Source organism: Roseibium algae (assembly GCF_037783265.1).
Classification (GTDB): domain Bacteria; phylum Pseudomonadota; class Alphaproteobacteria; order Rhizobiales; family Stappiaceae; genus Roseibium; species Roseibium algae.
Genome location: NZ_JBAKIA010000013.1, coordinates 111,278 through 129,995, shown reverse-complemented (window position 1 = coordinate 129,995; position 18,718 = coordinate 111,278). Strand labels below are relative to the sequence as shown.

Here is an 18,718-nt window from a genome sequence, read left to right as displayed (position 1 = left end):
GGTGAGGCTACCCTACTTAAATTGGGTTTCTCAGGTGATGCTCCTACATACGCATTGCTACTTTAACGAGGGGTGAACGCAGTGTCATTTCACTCTGATCAGGCTGTGGCATTGCCCTTTTGCCGTTTGCGGACTAATCAGGCTGTAACAGCTTGAATGGGGCAACAGTCCGCCTCATATGCAAGGCTAATGGTAGCGAAACAAAACGGCTCATGATCGACAATTTTGCAAAGCAAATGCCGCGCAGGCGGTCTATCCCGGTGAAGGTCGGCAACGTCACGGTTGGCGGTGATACGCCTGTGGTCGTGCAGTCCATGACGAACACCGATACTGCTGATGCAGATGCCACCGTGGCGCAGGTCGCAGCGCTTGCGAAGGCAGGTTCGGAAATCGTGCGTATCACGGTGGACCGGCCGGAAGCGGCTGCACAGGTGGCGCGCATTCGCGAACGCCTAGACCGAATTGGTGTCGATGTGCCGCTGGTCGGCGATTTCCACTATATCGGCCACAAGCTGCTGACTGATTATCCTGATTGCGCTGCAGCTCTCGACAAATACCGGATCAATCCGGGCAACGTTGGGTTCAAGGCCAAGCGCGACACGCAGTTTTCTCAAATTATCGATCTTGCACAGAAGCACGACAAGCCAGTACGCATTGGGGTCAACTGGGGATCGCTTGATCAGGAGCTTCTGACCAAGCTGATGGATGAGAACGCTGCCAGTGAAAAACCGATTTCTGCATCTGCAGTGATGCGTGAAGCGATCATCCAGTCCGGACTTCTTTCCGGAGAACGGGCTGAAGCGCTGGGCATGAGCCGGGACAAGATTATCCTGTCGGCCAAGGTCAGCCAGGTGCAGGACCTGATTGCAGTTTATGCGGATCTGGCGCAGCGCTGCGATTACGCGCTGCATCTGGGGCTGACCGAGGCAGGGATGGGCAGCAAGGGGATTGTCTCCTCGGCAGCGTCCATGGGCATTTTGTTGCAGCAAGGCATTGGCGATACCATTCGCGTGTCCCTGACGCCTGAGCCTGGCGGTGATCGGACGCGTGAAGTTCAGGTGGCGCAAGAGCTTCTGCAGGTGATGGGCTTCCGGGCTTTTGTTCCCGTGGTCGCGGCTTGTCCGGGCTGTGGCCGCACGACCTCCACCGTATTCCAGGAGCTGGCCAGCGACATTGAGGGGCACATCCGTGCGTCCATGCCGTCCTGGCGTGAGCAGTATCCTGGTGTCGAAGGCCTGAACGTTGCGGTCATGGGCTGTATTGTGAATGGGCCTGGCGAATCCAAACATGCGGATATCGGAATTTCCTTGCCTGGGACTGGCGAAACGCCCTCTGCGCCGGTTTTTGTAGATGGCGAAAAAGTCTTGACCCTGCGCGGTGATGATATTGCCGATGATTTCAAGAAAATGGTGCTCGATTATATCGAAAACCGTTACGGTAAAGGGGCTTCAAGCCCTTCCTCTGCCGATCTTGCCTGACGAAAGAGTTCCATGACATCGATGCCCGGTCCTCAGGACAGCGCCAAGCCTGCCATTCTTGTGATTACCTCACAGGTGGTGCGCGGTGGAATCAGCGGGCGGGGCCTTGTTTTTGCTCTTGAGCGGCTGGGATACCCTGTCTGGTTTTTGCCAACGGTGCTGTTGCCCTGGCATCCGGGCCATGGGGTTGCGACCCGGATCACGGCGGATCCGACAGACTTTTCGGCAATTGTTGATGATCTTGCAGGTTCACCAAAGCTGTCTGAAATTGGGGCTGTGGTTACCGGTTATCTGGGAAAAAGTGACCAGTCCGGCCCGATTGCAAAGCTGATCCGGGCTGTAAAAGCGGCCTCACCTGAAGCGCTGTATGTCTGTGATCCTGTGATGGGGGATCATTTCAGTGCAGAACGTAGCGGGCTTTATGTGCCCAAGTCTACAGCTGAAGCGATCCGGGATGATTTGGTGCCGCTGGCCGATATTGTAACGCCGAATTGTTTTGAGCTTGGCTGGCTCAGCGGGCGGGATGTGTCTACTGAACTCAAGGCCTTGTCTGCAGCGCGGTCGCTTGGAAATGAGCGGGTGCTCGTTACCTCGTCGCCAGCTATGCGGCGCAATTCGATTGCCAACCTCCTTGTTACACCGCGCAGCGCATTGGTGGCCGAACATGCTGCCGTGGCCAATCCGCCCAATGGCACTGGCGATTTGATGTCCGGCCTGTTTCTGGCGCGCTTGCTAGAGGGAATGAGCGAGGAAGAGGCCCTTGTTCGAGCGGCTGGATCGACCTTTGAAATGGTCGCCAGAAGCGTGAAAAAAGGCGCGGATGAACTGCTGTTTGCTGAAGAACAGATGACCCTTGGCCGTCCAATGGCGCTTGTGTCGAGCCGCCGGGTGATGGAAACGGCGGGCCGTGCCTGAGCCAATGGACCTTTGGGTTGCCGGTGTTGATGGTTGCAAAGCTGGTTGGATCGCAGTTTTCCGGAACTTGAAAGACCCCGCAGCGACGCGCCTGCATGTATTTGCCGAGTTCCCTGATCTTCTGAAATTTGATCCTCCTGCGCAGGTGATCGCAGTCGATATGCCGATCGGTTTGCCTGAACGCGTTGGTGCAGGGGGGCGGGCCCCTGAAAAGTCGGTTCGTCCTTTGCTGGGGCAGAGGCAATCGTCGGTGTTTTCCGTTCCATCCCGCGCTGCGGTTTACACCGAAGACTATCGGGATGCCTGCGAGATTTCCTTGAAGACGTCGGAGCCTCCCAGGAAAATCTCCAAACAGGCATTTTATCTGTTTCCGAAAATCCGCGAGATTGATGCGGTCATGCATCCCGATATGGAATCTCGTGTTTTTGAGGTCCATCCGGAGCTGGCGTTCTGGCGGTTAAATGGTGAAGCAGAAATGAGCCTGCCCAAGAAGATCAAGGGCCGGGCCAATGCTCCTGGGCTGAATCAACGTCGGGACCTTCTGGTCTCGTACGGCTTCGATCAGGCGTTTCTGGATCAAAAACCACCGCGGGGGGCAGGGCGCGATGATCTTTTGGATGCTGCGGCCAACAGTTTGATTGCTGGGCGTATTCAATTTGGTGAGGCTGAGCCGTTTCCGAAGTCCTTCACTCGAGATGTACGTGGACTCCGGATCGCGATCTGGGCGTGAGGCTGGCGTTAGTCAATTTATTTGTAATTGGCTAGCGTCCGCCCCCTAAGGCTTGGCTGCCGGACTGATCTCGGTTGCGATTTCCCCGACACCGGGAGATGGTGTGTCGTCTTGAGCCTTCGCGCCGAATGGCACCCATCGTTTGAAGAATGATTTGGTTGTGCCAACTTCAGGTTTTTGCGGTGTAAAGGCCGTTGTGATTGTCGTTCCAGGCTGCGGTGTTATAGCTCCTGGAGCCGCTGCTGGAGTGACCGATACCGCAGCACCCGTGGCTGCAGTTGCTTGATCAATCGTTGCTTCAGGCGTTTCACTGTCTGTGCCAATCACACTCGCGATTTTGGTTTTCTTCTCTTCCCAACGCTTTTTGCGCTCTTCTTTTGCTTCCATCTTGGCGACGATTTGCTGATATTTTTCCTCGTCCTTGCGCTGCTTTTGGTCGACCAGCTGCTGCAAGCGAGGCGAAACCTCATAGGCCGGGCATTTGGCCGAGGCGCGGAACGGAACACCCTTCACCAGCGGCGTCGCGTCAAAGATATATTTCTTTTCGCAAACCGAAACTTCCGGTGGAACCTGTGTCAATTCGAAGTGGTCGTAGCCGGTTTTCAGCATGCGCCAGAAATCGAGATGTTCACTGTCATGATGCTTGGCCATGTTTTCAGGCGTCATGTGAAACGGAAAGGCCTGTACCTGGAAGGAGCGCTGACCGCCTGAGAAACTGTCGCGTGCGAGCGCATAGATGTCTTGAACCTGCTGGTCTGTCATGGCGTAGCAGCCGCGTGATGAACACGCGCCATGGACCATTAGGTGTGTTCCTGTGCGGTTGTGTGAGCGGTCGTATTTGTTCGGGTAACCAAGGTTGAAGGCCAGATGATAGCTGGAGTTCGGGTTCATAAGACCGGGTGTGATCTGGTAAAACCCTTCAGGCGCTTGCCGATCACCTTCCTTGAATTTTGGCCCAAGCTTGCCGGACCATTTACATATCTCAAACTCTTCCAGAAGCGCGAAGCGACCATTCCGCTTTTGTTTCCAGACTTCGAGAGAGTTCTCTTCCTTGAAGATTCGGATCAGGATTGGAGAGCTCGAACTCATGTTGAGGTCGGTGATTTTCCGTTTGATGTCGCTGGAGACCGGACGTTTGGCTTTTGGCCCATAGCCCAGCTCATCAGCTTGGCACCCGGCCAGGATGCCCGCCAAGAGCAAAGCTCCGCCGATCTTACGCACGGAAGGGGACGAGAGGCGCTTCCAAAGTGTGGAGGATGCGATTGGAGTTTGCCATTCGACCATGAAATCGTTCCAAAAACTTCTTGTCATCCAGGGTGCAGATGCACCTTATGGAGTTTATCGCGATAGATGCGCTTGCCATTAAACTAGGCATTTATGGTTTATGGGATGTTACTTTTTAGTGAGGATACCGCCAGCATTTGTTTGGATCCGCACAGCAAAAGCGCCACTCATCATCGTCATGACCTGCCAGCGAAATCAGGCCAAACAACGGCAAACGGGAGCGCCTTTGGAGCACTCCCGTACACGGTTGCGTGAATTGATGCCGTCCCTTAGGGCAAAGTTCTACCGATCGAGATGAACTTCTCCCGGCGCTGCTTGCGAATTTCGTCGGCGCTCATATTCGCCATGCTAGAAAGCTCGGCTTCAATGGCAGTACCAGCGCGATCGATCACGATTTCGCGCGCTCTGTGTGCTCCGCCGACCGGTTCTTCAATGATCCCATCGATGACACCAAACTGTAGGAGATCCTGTGCGGTGATCTTCATGTTGGTGGCGGCATCCTGGGCTTTGGCACTGTCGCGCCACAGAATTGAGGCCGCGCCTTCAGGCGATATTACTGAATAGATGGCATGTTGCAGCATCAGAACCTTGCTGGCTGCGGCAATCGCTATGGCGCCACCAGACCCGCCTTCGCCGATCACGACGGACACGGATGGAGTGCCCAAGCCAAGGCCCTTGTCTGTGGATCGCGCAATTGCTTCAGCCTGACCGCGTTCTTCCGCGCCGATACCCGGATATGCACCAGCCGTGTCAACGAGCGAAATCACTGGCAACTTGAAACGCTCGGCCATGTCCATGATGCGAACGGCCTTGCGATAGCCTTCAGGCCGGGCCATTCCAAAATTGTGTTTCAGGCGGGCTTGAGTGTCAGATCCCTTTTCCTGAGCCAGGATCGCAACGGACTGTCCCCGGAATTTGCCAAGACCAGCAATGAGCGCATGATCTTCTGCAAAATTTCTATCGCCAGCGAGTGGCGTGAAGTCTTCGATCAGGCCTGCCAGATAATCGGCTGCATGTGGACGATCCGGATGCCGTGCCACCATGGTTTTCTGCCATGGGGTCAGTTTGGCATAGAGATCTTTCAGCGTCTGTGACGACTTGGTATTCAGTCGTCCAATCTCATCTTCGACGTTGACGGATTCTCCGCCGGCCGCAAGGGCGCGGAGTTCCTGGATCTTGCCTTCAATGTCGGCGACGGGTTTTTCAAAATCCAAATAGCTGTGCATGTACTCGTATACCTGGAACAAGCAGCTGCCGGAAGCCTCGGGAGCAAGGCGCGGGCCTGTTGGCTGTCATGAAGTGGAGAGTGTCGCTGGCGTCACCCTGCCTTTGTTAATTGGCTCTATCAAGAGAAGCAGACTGGCGCAAGAGCGAGTCGTCTGCTGAAGGCTCTCGTAAATGCCGTAAATTATCGTGCAGCGCGATCTTGGTCACTGCCGTCAATCTTCAATTTTGACGCCTGAACCACCAAACGCCCTGTGGTCGTGTCGATTGAGATCCGGTATGGAATGAGCACATCATCGCGCCCGGCTGGTGCGAACCAGGCTTCCATGCTGGCTTTTGCCATATGCTTGACTGAGGCCTTGGAAGGGCGGTGGCCAGCTACAGGCACCCACTGAGCCTTGCAGACCACCACAGGGCCGTCGTAGCCCTTGCCTGAGACCTCGCGAGTGCCCTTGTAGCTGAGCTTGATGTCGAATCTGGTCCAGCCGTCGAAGATCGGCAGCTTGCGTTTGCAGGCTTCTGGACCGAGCGCCTCCTTACCGGAGCGAACCGGCATCAGCGCGGCGCTCAACGGATCCATGGCATTCTTGCGATGCTTACCGGTGATCTTGATACGTTCTTTGTTTGGCTTGAACTGGGGGGTGACCTCCATTTTGCGAATGTGCCCGGAGCCCTGTTTCAACGCGACATAAAAATCGCGATCAGCGGCGTGTGACGCCATTTGATAATTTGACGGCACGACTTTTGAGCCAACGAGCCAGCCAGAAGCCTCAGCGCCGCCTTTGCCCGTCGTGAACAAGGTACCGACTCCCGCCGGCTCGATGGATACTTTGGCCGAATAGGCGTTACCCTGAAGCGCCAGAGACAGACTACCGCGGCCGACGGTGAACCCGGCAATGGAAATGTTGTAGAGGCCGCCAACACTGCTTGTCTTCGCGGAGGCTGGTGCGCTCAGCATGGAGCTGGCCAGCACAAGAATGCCGACAAGGCACGTCGTGGCCGATAGTCGACCGAATATTTTCAAACCAGACACTTCCAAACCTCCACGTCGCCGGTGTTGGCGACGATCCTGCGCCCCCGCGCTGCCCTTCCGGTGAAACGATGATTTTGCAAATCACTCAGAATAGATATGGCAATTGTTCTCGCGTATGGTAACTCAGTGGTTAACGTAGCACGTTTGAGTTCGGGAAAACCACGGAATCGCGTTCCAAACGTTGTGAAGCCTTGACGATCGTGTGTACGGCCAGTATAGTAGGCCAACTTTTTCCGTAAAAAGCCGGACATGTGTAGCCGGGCCTTTGGTCCGCTCCCTTCCGGACGTAATCGCCGGGTCAGTTCGTTGGCCGGCCAAAAGATAAAAAGGTGATATCATGGCACGCCGTTGCGAGATTTCCGGTAAGGACGTAATGACGGGTAACAATGTTTCCCACGCCAACAACCGTTCACGCCGCCGGTTCCTGCCGAACCTGTGCGTTATCTCCCTGTTGAGCGATACATTGGGCGAAACTTTCCAGCTTCGCATTTGTGCTCATGCCCTGCGCTCTGTTGAGCATCGCGGTGGCCTGGATGCATATCTGTTGAAAGCATCTACCGATCAGCTTTCTGTGAAGGCTCGTCGCATCAAGGCAAGCATCAAGCGCCAGCAGGCTGCTGCCGCAGCTGCGGTTGCTGCTTAAAATTTCCCTTCAAGGGTAAATAGATATGACGGTTTCCCGGAGTTCTTCCGTGGCCCGACTCGCCATCGCCATATTTGCGATGGCGTCTGTCGTTGTGGCCTCCAACTTTCTGGTGCAATACCCTGTTCAATTGGTCCTCGGGGGAATCAACCTCGCAGATCTGCTGACCTGGGGGGCCTTTACCTATCCAGCAGCCTTTCTGGTGACGGATCTGACCAATCGACGATTTGGCGCCAATTCGGCCCGTATCGTCGTGCTCGTCGGATTTGTCATTGCTGTGATCTTGTCGATCTGGCTGGCGACACCGCGAATCGCAATCGCCTCTGGTGCTGCTTTCCTGGTCGCCCAGCTGCTTGATGTGACGATTTTTGATCGCTTGCGCCGAGCTGTGTGGTGGAAGGGACCTATTGTTTCCTCCCTGTTGGGATCGGTTGTTGATACGGTGCTGTTTTTTGGTATCGCCTTTTCGGCAGCTTTTGCGTTCATCGATACAGGCTTTGGCATGGATGATGGCTCCCTGGCGTTTCCGGTCCCGTTCCTGGGAGTTGGAACAGATGTGCCGCTCTGGACCTCGCTTGCGGTTGGGGACTTTGTTGTGAAGATCCTGGTCGCCGTGGCTTTGCTTGTGCCGTATCGGATGGTGGTCGGCCTTTTCAGCAAGGAAGCGCAAGCGGCTGCCTGAAAATTTGAGTCTATATCGGATAAGACTTTTGAGAGGCGCCGCGTTGGTGCCTTTTTTATGTCCGTCACCGCTGTCGTGGTGGCCTGGTTCGTTGGCTCAGGGCTAGATCAAGAATCAAAATGCTGTTCGGCAAGGAGTTCGTTGCAGCTCGATGTGGGTCATCTGATAAGATTTGCGGCACAGCAGAGCAGCCTACAGCGCGCATTGTCTAAACTATCTGAGGGGCCTACTTAGCTAGGCTCTCGGAGCATGCTACTCTGAATAACCCTTCTACGCGCGCCCTATTTACTGGCAGCTGTCATAGAGAAGGTGGTTCGCTTTGCCTTGATCCCGTTGGTCTGCCCTTGGAACAACCCCGTTTGGCTGGGAGGAGCTGGATCTGCCACCCCCATTCCCGAATGTCATCTGGACATTGCCTCCGATGAAAACCTGCGTTTGGTTCGAGCAGGGCTTGGCTTTGTCAGTAGATGGTGAATTCTCGTTTGTGCTGCGTTTTATGGGGATGTCCCATTTTTCGGTGCTGTTTTGCGCCAACTTTGTGGTTCCGTATTTCAGGGCTTCTGCTTGCGCAAGTGGAGCCGAATAGAGTGCACAAAAAGCAAGGGCCGCTGATGCTACCCGCAGAAAAGGCGGAGGTGAAGCAAAAGGCTTCAGGTGACTGTGCGCTGGCTTGGTCAAGACATTCTCACCTCTGCTTAGGTTAATACACGTTTGCAACTTCCCACGTCTTGAGGCCTTACTCGACCGGCTTTCAAATTCGTCAGTTTTGGTGCCTCAAAGTCGTCGTAACCGCCATATTCTTTGTAGGCTTCAACATCAATGCTGATGTACCTTCCTGATGAAGTCCTGACCCCAACTTTTCCGGGGGCATATTCAACGATATTGAAGCTTGTATTGCAAAAATATCTGCCTTCGGTGTCGGTCATGTACCAGCCCTGAGCACCGCCACGGCTGCTTGTGAGTGAGCCGATTTTATAGCCTTGAGCTTTCAATGCTTCATAGCTGCCAGCGGAGGGCCCTGAAGTCGACTGGCAAGCGCCGAGAGTGAGGGCTGGTAAAAGGAAAAACCCTCGAATGAAGAGTGAAAATTTCATCGTGAGTTCCTTGGGAATTTGAAGTTAAAAGAAGAATTAGCGCAAGATTGGCGTGCTTTTAGTCGTTGGGGGATGAGGCGTCCAACTTAAATCTTAGCAGCAGAGTTCGCTGTAGAAGCGACCGGTTGTTATCCGATAGAAGGGTCAGGATGGTTGAGCCGTTTGTGTCGATATGGACTGAGAGCCCTTCCATATTGTCGATCTGATCGCCGTAATCAGCTTCCAGAAGCACTTTGCCTTTGAGCCGTGCAGACTGTCTGATGCTGTCTGCAGTGAATTGCCTGATCCGCATACCGACGAGGTCACGCAGATTGAAGCGGCGCTCCAGTAGCAGCAGGTCGCCGGAGGGCAGGAAGGCGGCGTCCGTTGCATCAAAACGCTCTGACCGCAGAATGCTGAAAGTCTTTTGTTTGCCCCCTTTCAGCAAGAACCCGGGCAATTCATCACTGCCGCTTGGCCCGCGCTCTGCGACGGCCAGTAACGTGCCGCTGAGCGGTGTGCCTTCCGGTGCCATCGCCATGGCTTCCAGGCCCTTGGTCGAGCGCAAGTTGCGGATTTGCTCTGACACTGGCAGCTCTTCGAGCATCCGCTCCTTGCCGGTTGCCAGAGGCCAGGGAAACCGAAAGATTGCATTCGCCCGCTCCGCCGAGACCAGAATGCTGTCACCATCGAGGGTAATGGCTTCGGTATCGTGTTTCCAACTGGCCCGAAGTGTCTTGCCTTTGGCGTTCAGGAGCGGGGTATACCGCGCGTTTTCAATTCCAAGGGGACGGCTGTCCGAATCTTGTTCCAGACTGGCTGAAAACCAGAGACCATTGTCCGTCACGGCCAATATTTCATTGCCATGATCCAGGCTCAAAAGTCCGGACAATCCCCCGACATTGCGATCAGGTGAAATCAGCTCCAGGCCTCCGAGAAAGGTCACTCGCCCGAATGTTCGAGTGTTACGTCCAATGCGGAAATTATCGAATTGTTTCGTTCTGACCTGGACCGGCGTGGCGTCGCTCAAGATGACGGTGTCGCTGCCGAACACAATGCTGCTGTTGAGCAGTGTGAGGCCGCAGAAGAGGGCAGAGGCAGCAAGCTTACCAAACCCGCTCCTTGCCATCAGCGTCGCCCGCCTGCCCGTTTACGGCCAGAGCGACCGCCACGTCCTTTGCCTGCTGCATGCTGAACTTCATCGTCGAACAGGTCGGCCAACTGGTCCGTCATTGCTCCTGCAAGCTCTTCGGCATCAACAATCGTCACAGCGCGTTTGTAGTAGCGTGTCACGTCATGGCCGATACCGATGGCGATCAGTTCAACGGGAGATCTGTTTTCAATCTCATCGATGACATGGCGCAGATGCCGTTCCAGATAATTGCCCGGGTTGACGGACAATGTGCAATCGTCGACCGGAGCTCCATCGGAGATCATCATCAGGATCCGCCGTTGTTCCGTACGGCCCAGAAGCCGCTCGTGTGCCCAGTTCAGCGCTTCGCCGTCGATGTTTTCCTTGAGCAGACCTTCGCGCATCATCAGGCCAAGGTTTCTGCGTGAACGACGCCATGGTGCGTCGGCAGACTTGTAGATGATATGGCGCAGATCATTGAGGCGTCCGGGCGTTGCCGGTTTGCCTTCGGCCAGCCAGGCTTCGCGGGACTGACCGCCTTTCCAGGCTTTTGTTGTGAAGCCAAGGATCTCTACCTTCACGCCGCAGCGCTCAAGCGTACGGGCCAGAATGTCGGCGCAAGTGGCAGCCACTGTGATCGGGCGACCGCGCATTGATCCGGAATTGTCCAGCAGCAAGGTCACGACCGTGTCGCGGAAATTTGTGTCGCTTTCCTGTTTGAAAGCGAGCGGTGCCATGGGGTCGGTGACGGCGCGGGTCAGGCGCGCTGTGTCCAGAATGCCCTCCTCCAGATCAAAGTCCCAGGACCGGTTCTGCTGAGCCATCAGTTTTCGCTGCAGGCGGTTGGCCAGCCGTGCGACGGCACCTTGCAGATGTGTCAGCTGTTTGTCGAGGAAGCCGCGGAGCCGGTCCAGTTCTGCCATGTCACACAGCTCTTCAGCGGTGATGGTTTCATCGAACTGTTCGGTAAACATTTTATAATCAGATACCGGCGGACGGTTTGATAGCGGCATGTCACGACGTTCGCTGTCCCCGGAATCTTCCGAGGCGTCGGCCATGTCATCTTCTGAAAAATCGTCCATTTCGCTGTCAGCAGCGTCCTGCTCACCTGCATCCTGCTGTTCCCCGGACATTTCCATTTCCTGGGGAGCGGCTTCCTGTTCGCCGCCATCTTCTTCGTTTTCACCGCCGGATTCAGCTTCGTCGTTGTTGCCGTCGTCCTCACTTTGATCAGGGTCTTCGTCCTGATCCTGATCGCCAATCTCGTCGGCCATATCTAAGGAGGTTAGAAGCTGGTGGATCTGTTTGGCAAAGCTCTCCTGATCCTCGACGCGGGTTGTTAGTTGGTCCAGATCCTCGGAGGCTTTTTCCTCAATCCAGCCACGCCACATATCGACCAGTTTGGTAGCACTGACAGGCGGTGGTGCGCCGGTGAGGCGTTCACGTACAATCAGAGCCACAGCATCCTGCAAAGGCGCTTCTTCACGGCTGACGATTTCCGGTGCATTGGCTTTTCTGTAGCGATCGTCCAGCATTGCAGAGATATTGCCTGCAACGCCTTCCATGCGCAGGGAGCCTACAGCGTCGCACCTTGCTTGTTCGACGGCCTCGAAAATGGCCCGTGCTTCGGGGCCCGTTGGCGCCCTTCTGCTGTGGATTTTCGCGTCGTGGCAGGCCCGCTTGAGCGCCATGGAATCGCCGAGCCCGCGCGTGATAGCGACCTCGTTTGCTGTTAGCTTGCGTGACGGCTCTGGCAGGCGGGCAACTCCTCCGGACAAGCCGGGGCGATCACCTGAGAAGATGACCTCCAGCTCTGGCTCACCTGCAATTGCACGAATCGTGCCGGTGACTGACTGCTTGAACGGTTCCGTTGAAAGCGGCGTTGAGCCACCCGGATTGGAATTGCTACCCAGCCCTGCCATGAAGTCCTCAGCTCATTACGACGTTGACGGAGGATTCCGGCAGTTCCTCGCCGAAGCAGCGCTGATAGAATTCAGCGACAAGCGCCTGTTCCATGTCATCGCACTTGTTGAGGAACGTCAGGCGGAAAGAGAAACCAACGTCGCCGAAGATTTCTGCATTTTCTGCCCAGGTGATTACTGTTCGTGGACTCATGACGGTTGAAAGATCGCCATTGACGAAGGCATTCCGGGTCATGTCGGCGAGGCGGACCATTTTGGACACGATCGCGCGACCTTCTGCACCTTGATAGTGCTTTGCCTTGGACAAGACGATATCGACCTCATTGTCGTGAGGCAGATAGTTGAGTGTGCAGACGATTGACCAGCGGTCCATCTGGGCCTGGTTGATCTGCTGCGTGCCGTGATAGAGGCCTGACGTATCGCCGAGACCAACCGTGTTTGCCGTTGCAAATAGGCGGAAAGCAGGGTGAGGTCGGATAACGCGTGACTGATCGAGCAAGGTCAGTCGACCCGAGGATTCCAGAATACGCTGGATAACGAACATCACGTCGGGGCGGCCCGCGTCATACTCATCAAAAACAAGAGCAACGTTGTTCTGGTAAGCCCAGGGCAGAATCCCGTCCTTGAATTCGGTAATCTGCTTGCCGTCCTTCAGAACGATGGCATCTTTGCCGACCAGATCGATCCGCGAAATGTGGCTGTCGAGGTTTACACGTATACACGGCCAGTTGAGGCGCGATGCGACCTGTTCAATGTGGGTCGACTTGCCCGTACCGTGGTAACCCGTGACCATCACGCGGCGATTGTGTGCAAAACCTGCAAGAATAGCCAGGGTGGTGGCTCGGTCGAACAGGTAATCTGGATCTGCTTCCGGGACATGCTCGGACGGAGTTGAGAATGCGGGCACCATGAGGTCGGACTTGAAACCGAAAACCTCTTCCACAGAAACTTTAGTATCTGGCGTGCTCGCAGCCGCGTTCGTCATCTCAGTCATTTTTCCTCCGCTGCCTCGGCGTGCCGGGCGGGGTCATTGGGAAAGTGCCCGCATGGAAGGTGCAGGCTAACAGAAACCGGCTTTCTTCAGGACGTTATACGCCTGAATGATTTCGCGCAGGCGGTCCTCGGAAGAACGATCACCGCCATTGGCGTCCGGATGGTTTAATTTCACAAGTTCTTTATAGCGCGCTTTGATCGCATCGCCACGGGCAGTTGGCCCCAAATTGAGCGTATCAAGGGATCGCTTTTCAAGTGCCAGCAATTTTCTTTGGCGTGGTTGTCTTGCCGCACCGCCGCGCCTTGATGTGGTCGGGCGCGGATTGGCACTAGGGTCAATGCCGTCAGGCCCTTGGCCGGCCTCTTTGTTGACACCCATTTGCCATGTCGGTCGATGACCTGTCAGGGAATCTTTCTGATAGCTGCGGACGTCATCGTCCTGCATGCCAGAAAAATAATTGTAAGACTTGTTGTATTCCCGAACATGATCAACGCAAAAGCGAAAATATTCGCCTTCCCGATCACGGCCTTTGGGAGCCTTGTGAACGCCGGGGCGTGTGCAGCCAGGATGCTCGCAGGACTGATCTTTGTCCTCCTTCACGGCTCCCTTTCCACGCTTTGCGCGGATGCTGTCGAATATTTTTGAGTCCAGTTTCATGAGCGGATTATGATCGGTGCTGAGGGCGGGAACAAGCTTTGTAATGAAGCAAATTGTGGGCTGATGGACGCTAATTGCGGATTAAGACAATTTAAGGCCCTTATTAACTTGTTTTGGGGGCGTTCGAAGTGAAGATCAAGGTCTCTGATCCATCTTGACGAGACCCTTGTGACTGGGTGACATGGCTTTCATGAGTATGCAAGAAACCATTACGATAAAGCTGACTCGGGCGTTTGCGCCTGCCTCGCTTGATATCATCGACGAGTCCGACAAGCACAAGGGTCATGGCGGCTGGCGCGAAGGCGGAGAAACACATTTTCGTGTGCGTATTGTTGCCGAAGCCTTCTCGGGAATGAGCCGTGTGGCGCGCCACCGGGCCATCAATGATGCACTGGCAACAGAACTTGCCACTACCGTTCATGCCCTGGCGATTGAAGTTCGGGCTCCTGAAGATACAGATCCACGTGCCGCGCGCCAACACGGCACTTCTTGATCTGATGTGTCTGGCCGGACTTTCAACCCCGGCCAGACAAAACTGTCAATCAACTGTGTTCTGGTAATTGCGCAGATGTCTGAGCCTGCGCTGCAACGACCGGCTGAGTGGTCGAGGTTGCTGCTACGTGTTTTGCTTTCTGGCCAAGTGGCATGATGCGCAGGTGGGTAATTCTGTTCTTATCTCGCTTGAGCACAGTGAAGCGGAAGCCATGGAACGTGAAGATCTGGCGCTCTTCCGGGATCATGCGTGCTTCGTGGATGACAAGTCCTGCAATCGTCGTGGCCTCGTCATCTGGCATGGACCAGTCAGTGGCGCGGTTGAGATCCCGGATTGGAACAGAGCCCTCGACGATCACGGACCCGTCGGCCTGGGGGCGAAGGCCTTCCAGTTCCACGTCATGCTCATCGGCGATTTCGCCAACAATTTCCTCCAGAATGTCTTCCAGTGTGACGAGACCCATCACTTCGCCATACTCGTCCACGACAAGCGCAAAATGTGATTTATGCCGCAGGAATGCATTGAGCTGATCTTGCAAGGTGGTGGTGTCAGGCACAAACCAGGTTGGTGTGATGATCTGATCTATATCAATCTTCTCGCTGTCGCCGCCAGCTGCATGAAGAGCGCGAAGCAGATCCTTTGCGTGCAAAACTCCCACGAAATTGTCTGTTTCGCCGCGCCAAAGCGGCAGACGTGTGTAGGGGGAAGCGAGTGCGGCATCGACAAGGGTTGGCAGACTGTCATCCGCGTTCAGGGCCACCATGTTGGTACGGTGGATCATCACGTCGGAGACTTCCAGCTGGGCAAGGTCAAGCAAGCCGCCAAGCCGATCGCGTTCGGCCTTCACCAGACCGCCTTCCTTATGCTGAAGATCTACAGCGCCGCGCAATTCTTCATGGGCCGACAGGATCGAGGTGTCGTCATTGACGTTGATGCCAACCATGCGCAGCATCAGCCGTACAATCATTTCAACACCAATCACCACTGGGGCGAAGACCGCGACCAGAACGCGCACGATGGGTGATACGGCCAGAGCGAAACGTTCCGGGTTGGAAATTGCCCAGGTTTTCGGAAGGACCTCTGCAAAGATCAAGACCAAGCCTGTCATCACAAGAGTTGCCAGTGCGACTCCTGACTGTCCGAAAAGATTAATGAAGACCGTTGTCGCCAGCGCAGACGCCAGGATATTGACCAGATTGTTGCCCAGCAAAAGCGCGCCTATCAGGCGCTCACGCGCTGCGATCAGCCTTGCAACCAGCATGGCGCGTTTGTTGCCTCCCTTGGCCATCTGGTGCATGCGGGCACGCGATGCGGCCGTTAAGGCGGTTTCTGACCCGGAGAAAAACCCGGACAGGAACAGCAAGACCAGGATTGCACCAATCGCCAGCCAAAGGTTTGCGGTGCTCATTGTGCTAGTTTCTCCGTCAGGAAGTCTTGGACGAGGGCGGGATCAACGCCTTTTTCAACAAATGCCTGACCGATTCCTCTGGTCAGGATGAAAGTCAGATTGCCCCGGCTGACTTTCTTGTCCTGGGCAATGATGTCCATCAGCGTTTCAGCTGGCGGCATTTGTCCTGGAATGTCTGAAATCCGGGTTGGCAGGCCGACTTCGCTCAGATGGCTTTTGACCCGGTGCATATCCGGCTCTGACAGCAGGCCCAATTTATGTGAGAACTCATGGGCCAGCATCATGCCGATGGAAACGCCTTCGCCATGGACCAGCCGTTCTGTCTCGTAGGACACAACGGATTCCAGAGCGTGACCAAATGTGTGTCCAAGGTTGAGCAGGGCGCGGCGTCCTGCTTCATGCTCATCTTCTGCAACGACATCTGCTTTTGCCTGGCAGGACCGTGCTACGGCTTCATCGCGCTCAGGTCCGCCAGCGAATACGGCTTTCCAGTTGGCCTCAAGCCAAGTGAAAAAAGGTTCATCGCCAAGCAGTCCGTATTTGGCGACTTCTGCGTAGCCTGCTCGGAAGTCGCGCAATTGCAGCGTGTCGAGGATGGCAGTGTCGGCCAGAACCAGGTCTGGTTGGTAGAAAGCCCCGAGCAGGTTTTTGCCATGTCGCGAGTTAATGCCGGTCTTGCCGCCAACGGAACTGTCGACTTGAGCCAGAAGGGTCGTCGGGACCTGAATGAAGCTCATGCCACGGCGCACACACGCAGCCACAAAACCTGCGAGATCGCCAACAACGCCGCCGCCCAGAGCCAGAACAATGTCACCGCGCTCCAGGCGCGCTTCCAGAACTTCATCGCATAGACGTTCAAATATCTCGAACCGCTTGGAGGTTTCTCCGGCTGGGATTTTCAAGCAGACGTGCCCTAACCCGGATGCGCTCAAGCTGCTGCTGAGGGCGTCCAGGTGCAACTTTGCGACTGTCTCATCCGTGATCACCGCCAGCCGTGCACCGGGGTTGAGCGCCGCAATGCGCTCGCCCGTCTGCTGAAGAATGCCACGGCCGATGGCGATATCATAACTGCGGGAACCAAGGTTCACATGTACCGTCTGCAGCGGTGCTGATTCAATTTCCGAAGAGGAATGGGTGTCGTTCATGTGCTGCCTTCAGATGTCGTTTGTTCGCGCCGTTTCAGGGGCCATGGACAAGACCTTGGCTGTCAGGGCCTGGATGATCTGGTTCATGACCACGTCATGGGGAACGTCACGTGAATAAACTGTGGCGTCTGCTTTGGCGTAGACAGGGTGTCGGGTCTTCATCAGGTCCCGCATGGTGCCTTCGGGGTCCGGGTTTTGCAGGAGAGGGCGATTGGCTCTCTTTCGCACGCGAGACATGACTGTGTCGAAATCGACTTTGAGCCAGATCGAAACGGCGTGTGCTGAAATTTCATTTCGAGTCGCCTCGCTCATGAAAGCGCCGCCGCCGGTCGCAAGAACCTGGGGCCCTTTTTTGAGCAAACGAGCGATCACTCGCTCTTCTCCGCTGCGAAAATAAGGTTCGCCATGGGTCGCGAAGATTTCCGCGATGGTCATATTGGCTGCGCGCTCGATTTCTGCATCTGCGTCTGCAAAGGTCAGTCCAAGCTTTTGGGCAAGCCTGCGGCCGACGGTTGATTTGCCACAGCCCATAATGCCGACAAGGACAATGGATCTATCGCCAAGAGCTTCGACAAGCCGTGTTTCCGGACTCATGATCGCGGGCTGATCCATGCCGGTTGTCGGTTCATGTTTAGGGTCGTTATGTTGGTTCATGGCGGCTTTTTAGCACATTCCCTCAAAAAGAAAGCTGCCCTGTAAAAAGAAACGTCATGTTTCGTCATGTTTGGATGCACACACCTCAATCAGCTGGGTTGCGTCCCTGTTTCAGGCAGGGAAAACTGGCCACTCGTGATTCGCTGATGGAGACGTTAAATCGTGCCTACCCTGACCCGATTGATCCTTGTTTTGATCATCCTAGGCGGGCTCGGCTATGGTGCTGTCTATGCGCTGGCGAATTGGGTTGAACCAAATGAGCGGGAAATCACCGTTCGCATCAAGAAGGACGGCTTTGGCCGTTAGGTCATTTGGCCTTCGATTATTCTTGCGAGACCTTTTTGGAAATGCTGGCGGCTGAACGGGGCGCGGCTGAAAATACGCTCGAGAGTTATCGCCGGGATCTGGATGATTTTTCCCAATTTCTCGGCACCGGTCAGACCTCGGCGGCAACGGCAGATGATGTCTCCGGCTATATGAGCGATCTGGCAGGGCGCGGTTTTGCTGCAACTTCACAGGCGCGACGGTTGTCAGCGCTCAAGCAATATTTCAAGTTTCTTTATGCTGAAGGTCAACGCCAGGATGACCCGACCCGGGTTCTGTCCGCACCTAAAAAACGCCAGAGCCTGCCCAAGGTTTTATCCGTTGAGGATGTGGACCGGTTGATTACGATCGCCGAGGCGGACACCAAACGGTCCCATAAAACGGCTCCGGCCCGGCTTCGGGCGCAACGGCTCTATACGTTGTTGGAAGTGCTTTATGCGACGGGTTTGCGGGTGTCCGAGCTTGTGGCAATGCCAGTGAGCGCTGCTATGCGCGATGCGCGGCTGATTGAAATCAAGGGCAAAGGCGGCAAGGAGCGGCTGGTTCCGCTGTCCAAGGCAGCGCAGGCGGCCATGCGTGAGTATGTTGGCCTGCGATCTGCTGAAGGTGCCTATGAAAACAGTCCGTGGCTGTTCCCGTCACACGGGGCCAGCGGTCATTTTACAAGGCAAGCCTTTGCGCGGGATCTGAAAGACCTTGCGGGGGCAGCTGGCATAGACCGGGAGGGGATCTCGCCTCATGTGCTGCGCCATGCCTTTGCCTCACATCTTTTGCAGAACGGCGCAGATCTTCGGGTCGTTCAGCAGCTTCTGGGCCATGCGGATATTTCCACGACCCAGATTTACACCCATGTCCTGGATGAGCGCTTGCAGGAACTGGTCGAAAGCGCGCATCCGCTGGCCAAACGGTAAGAAGGCTGTGTGCTGA

General features: G+C 55.4%; 19 protein-coding genes. 8 read left to right on the top strand and 11 right to left on the bottom strand.

Annotated elements, in window-relative coordinates; all coding sequences use genetic code 11:
• The first annotated feature begins 212 nt into the window (after nt 1-212).
• The 3 genes from ispG to V6575_RS17290 are packed head-to-tail and all read left to right on the top strand — an operon-like array spanning nt 213 to nt 3,123.
• Complete coding sequence (ispG, locus tag V6575_RS17300) at nt 213-1,478, top strand: flavodoxin-dependent (E)-4-hydroxy-3-methylbut-2-enyl-diphosphate synthase (protein ID WP_340276118.1); 1,266 nt, start codon at nt 213-215, stop codon at nt 1,476-1,478.
• A 12-nt stretch (nt 1,479-1,490) separates the two neighbouring features.
• Nucleotides 1,491-2,393: a pyridoxal kinase gene (pdxY, locus tag V6575_RS17295; RefSeq protein WP_340276117.1), complete on the top strand. Its 903-nt coding sequence runs from the start codon at nt 1,491-1,493 to the stop codon at nt 2,391-2,393.
• Between the two features lie 4 nt (nt 2,394-2,397).
• Nucleotides 2,398-3,123 (top strand): DUF429 domain-containing protein, encoded by a 726-nt coding sequence (locus tag V6575_RS17290; RefSeq protein WP_340276161.1) that lies wholly within the window; start codon nt 2,398-2,400, stop codon nt 3,121-3,123.
• A 45-nt stretch (nt 3,124-3,168) separates the two neighbouring features.
• On the opposite strand, the gene V6575_RS17285 is transcribed toward V6575_RS17290, so the two are convergent.
• The 3 genes from V6575_RS17285 to V6575_RS17275 all read right to left on the bottom strand — a co-directional run bounded on the left by V6575_RS17285 (nt 3,169) and on the right by V6575_RS17275 (nt 6,664).
• Nucleotides 3,169-4,407, bottom strand: a complete 1,239-nt coding sequence (locus tag V6575_RS17285; protein ID WP_340276116.1) for a L,D-transpeptidase family protein — start codon at nt 4,405-4,407, stop codon at nt 3,169-3,171.
• 269 nt (nt 4,408-4,676) lie between these two features.
• Nucleotides 4,677-5,633, bottom strand: coding sequence for an acetyl-CoA carboxylase carboxyltransferase subunit alpha (locus V6575_RS17280; protein ID WP_340276115.1), 957 nt, complete (start codon nt 5,631-5,633; stop codon nt 4,677-4,679).
• A gap of 182 nt (nt 5,634-5,815) precedes the next feature.
• Nucleotides 5,816-6,664, bottom strand: coding sequence for a DUF3108 domain-containing protein (locus V6575_RS17275; RefSeq protein ID WP_340276114.1), 849 nt, complete (start codon nt 6,662-6,664; stop codon nt 5,816-5,818).
• A 337-nt stretch (nt 6,665-7,001) separates the two neighbouring features.
• Between V6575_RS17275 and rpmB the strand changes: the two genes are divergently transcribed.
• Both rpmB and V6575_RS17265 read left to right on the top strand, forming a co-directional pair.
• Nucleotides 7,002-7,307 (top strand): 50S ribosomal protein L28, encoded by a 306-nt coding sequence (gene rpmB, locus V6575_RS17270; protein WP_340276113.1) that lies wholly within the window; start codon nt 7,002-7,004, stop codon nt 7,305-7,307.
• Between the two features lie 25 nt (nt 7,308-7,332).
• Nucleotides 7,333-7,989, top strand: coding sequence for a VUT family protein (locus V6575_RS17265; RefSeq protein WP_340276111.1), 657 nt, complete (start codon nt 7,333-7,335; stop codon nt 7,987-7,989).
• Between the two features lie 695 nt (nt 7,990-8,684).
• On the opposite strand, the gene V6575_RS17260 is transcribed toward V6575_RS17265, so the two are convergent.
• From V6575_RS17260 to V6575_RS17240, 5 genes are all read right to left on the bottom strand, one after another.
• Nucleotides 8,685-9,083 carry a hypothetical protein gene (locus V6575_RS17260; RefSeq protein ID WP_340276110.1) on the bottom strand — a complete coding sequence of 133 codons (399 nt, stop codon included), beginning with the start codon at nt 9,081-9,083 and terminating at the stop codon, nt 8,685-8,687.
• 58 nt (nt 9,084-9,141) lie between these two features.
• Nucleotides 9,142-10,191 (bottom strand): esterase-like activity of phytase family protein, encoded by a 1,050-nt coding sequence (locus tag V6575_RS17255; RefSeq protein WP_340276109.1) that lies wholly within the window; start codon nt 10,189-10,191, stop codon nt 9,142-9,144.
• Nucleotides 10,191-12,107 (bottom strand): cobaltochelatase subunit CobT, encoded by a 1,917-nt coding sequence (gene cobT, locus V6575_RS17250; protein WP_422785597.1) that lies wholly within the window; start codon nt 12,105-12,107, stop codon nt 10,191-10,193. The genes V6575_RS17255 and cobT overlap by 1 nt, the downstream gene beginning before the upstream one ends.
• Nucleotides 12,108-12,123: 16 nt before the next feature.
• Complete coding sequence (gene cobS, locus V6575_RS17245) at nt 12,124-13,110, bottom strand: cobaltochelatase subunit CobS (protein ID WP_340276107.1); 987 nt, start codon at nt 13,108-13,110, stop codon at nt 12,124-12,126.
• Nucleotides 13,111-13,176: 66 nt separating this feature from the next.
• Nucleotides 13,177-13,767: a J domain-containing protein gene (locus V6575_RS17240; protein ID WP_340276104.1), complete on the bottom strand. Its 591-nt coding sequence runs from the start codon at nt 13,765-13,767 to the stop codon at nt 13,177-13,179.
• A 190-nt stretch (nt 13,768-13,957) separates the two neighbouring features.
• On the opposite strand from V6575_RS17240, the gene V6575_RS17235 reads away from it, so the two are divergent.
• Nucleotides 13,958-14,260, top strand: coding sequence for a BolA family protein (locus tag V6575_RS17235; RefSeq protein WP_340276102.1), 303 nt, complete (start codon nt 13,958-13,960; stop codon nt 14,258-14,260).
• Between the two features lie 49 nt (nt 14,261-14,309).
• Here the strand turns inward: V6575_RS17235 and V6575_RS17230 are convergent, their stop codons facing one another.
• The 3 genes from V6575_RS17230 to V6575_RS17220 are packed head-to-tail and all read right to left on the bottom strand — an operon-like array spanning nt 14,310 to nt 17,425.
• Nucleotides 14,310-15,668 (bottom strand): HlyC/CorC family transporter, encoded by a 1,359-nt coding sequence (locus tag V6575_RS17230; RefSeq protein WP_340276101.1) that lies wholly within the window; start codon nt 15,666-15,668, stop codon nt 14,310-14,312.
• Entirely contained in the window at nt 15,665-16,813 is a 1,149-nt protein-coding gene (gene aroB, locus V6575_RS17225; protein ID WP_340276098.1) for a 3-dehydroquinate synthase, read from the bottom strand. The genes V6575_RS17230 and aroB overlap by 4 nt, the downstream gene beginning before the upstream one ends.
• A 9-nt stretch (nt 16,814-16,822) precedes the next feature.
• Entirely contained in the window at nt 16,823-17,425 is a 603-nt protein-coding gene (locus V6575_RS17220) for a shikimate kinase (RefSeq protein WP_340276160.1), read from the bottom strand.
• A 204-nt stretch (nt 17,426-17,629) separates the two neighbouring features.
• Between V6575_RS17220 and V6575_RS17215 the strand changes: the two genes are divergently transcribed.
• Both V6575_RS17215 and xerD read left to right on the top strand, forming a co-directional pair.
• Complete coding sequence (locus V6575_RS17215) at nt 17,630-17,773, top strand: hypothetical protein (protein ID WP_340276096.1); 144 nt, start codon at nt 17,630-17,632, stop codon at nt 17,771-17,773.
• Nucleotides 17,774-17,778: 5 nt separating this feature from the next.
• Entirely contained in the window at nt 17,779-18,702 is a 924-nt protein-coding gene (xerD, locus tag V6575_RS17210) for a site-specific tyrosine recombinase XerD (RefSeq protein ID WP_340276095.1), read from the top strand.
• Nucleotides 18,703-18,718: the final 16 nt, after the last annotated feature.

Excerpts from the sequence above, each read along its gene's own strand:
- ispG (WP_340276118.1), top strand. The coding sequence starts at position 213 with ATGATCGACAATTTTGCAAAGCAAATGCCGCGCAGGCGGTCTATCCCG.
- pdxY (WP_340276117.1), top strand. The coding sequence starts at position 1,491 with ATGACATCGATGCCCGGTCCTCAGGACAGCGCCAAGCCTGCCATTCTT.
- V6575_RS17290 (WP_340276161.1), top strand. The coding sequence starts at position 2,398 with ATGGACCTTTGGGTTGCCGGTGTTGATGGTTGCAAAGCTGGTTGGATC.
- V6575_RS17285 (WP_340276116.1), bottom strand. The coding sequence starts at position 4,407 with ATGGTCGAATGGCAAACTCCAATCGCATCCTCCACACTTTGGAAGCGC.
- V6575_RS17280 (WP_340276115.1), bottom strand. The coding sequence starts at position 5,633 with ATGCACAGCTATTTGGATTTTGAAAAACCCGTCGCCGACATTGAAGGC.
- rpmB (WP_340276113.1), top strand. The coding sequence starts at position 7,002 with ATGGCACGCCGTTGCGAGATTTCCGGTAAGGACGTAATGACGGGTAAC.
- V6575_RS17265 (WP_340276111.1), top strand. The coding sequence starts at position 7,333 with ATGACGGTTTCCCGGAGTTCTTCCGTGGCCCGACTCGCCATCGCCATA.
- V6575_RS17260 (WP_340276110.1), bottom strand. The coding sequence starts at position 9,083 with ATGAAATTTTCACTCTTCATTCGAGGGTTTTTCCTTTTACCAGCCCTC.
- V6575_RS17255 (WP_340276109.1), bottom strand. The coding sequence starts at position 10,191 with ATGGCAAGGAGCGGGTTTGGTAAGCTTGCTGCCTCTGCCCTCTTCTGC.
- cobS (WP_340276107.1), bottom strand. The coding sequence starts at position 13,110 with ATGACTGAGATGACGAACGCGGCTGCGAGCACGCCAGATACTAAAGTT.
- V6575_RS17240 (WP_340276104.1), bottom strand. The coding sequence starts at position 13,767 with ATGAAACTGGACTCAAAAATATTCGACAGCATCCGCGCAAAGCGTGGA.
- V6575_RS17235 (WP_340276102.1), top strand. The coding sequence starts at position 13,958 with ATGAGTATGCAAGAAACCATTACGATAAAGCTGACTCGGGCGTTTGCG.
- V6575_RS17230 (WP_340276101.1), bottom strand. The coding sequence starts at position 15,668 with ATGAGCACCGCAAACCTTTGGCTGGCGATTGGTGCAATCCTGGTCTTG.
- aroB (WP_340276098.1), bottom strand. The coding sequence starts at position 16,813 with ATGAACGACACCCATTCCTCTTCGGAAATTGAATCAGCACCGCTGCAG.
- V6575_RS17220 (WP_340276160.1), bottom strand. The coding sequence starts at position 17,425 with ATGGATCAGCCCGCGATCATGAGTCCGGAAACACGGCTTGTCGAAGCT.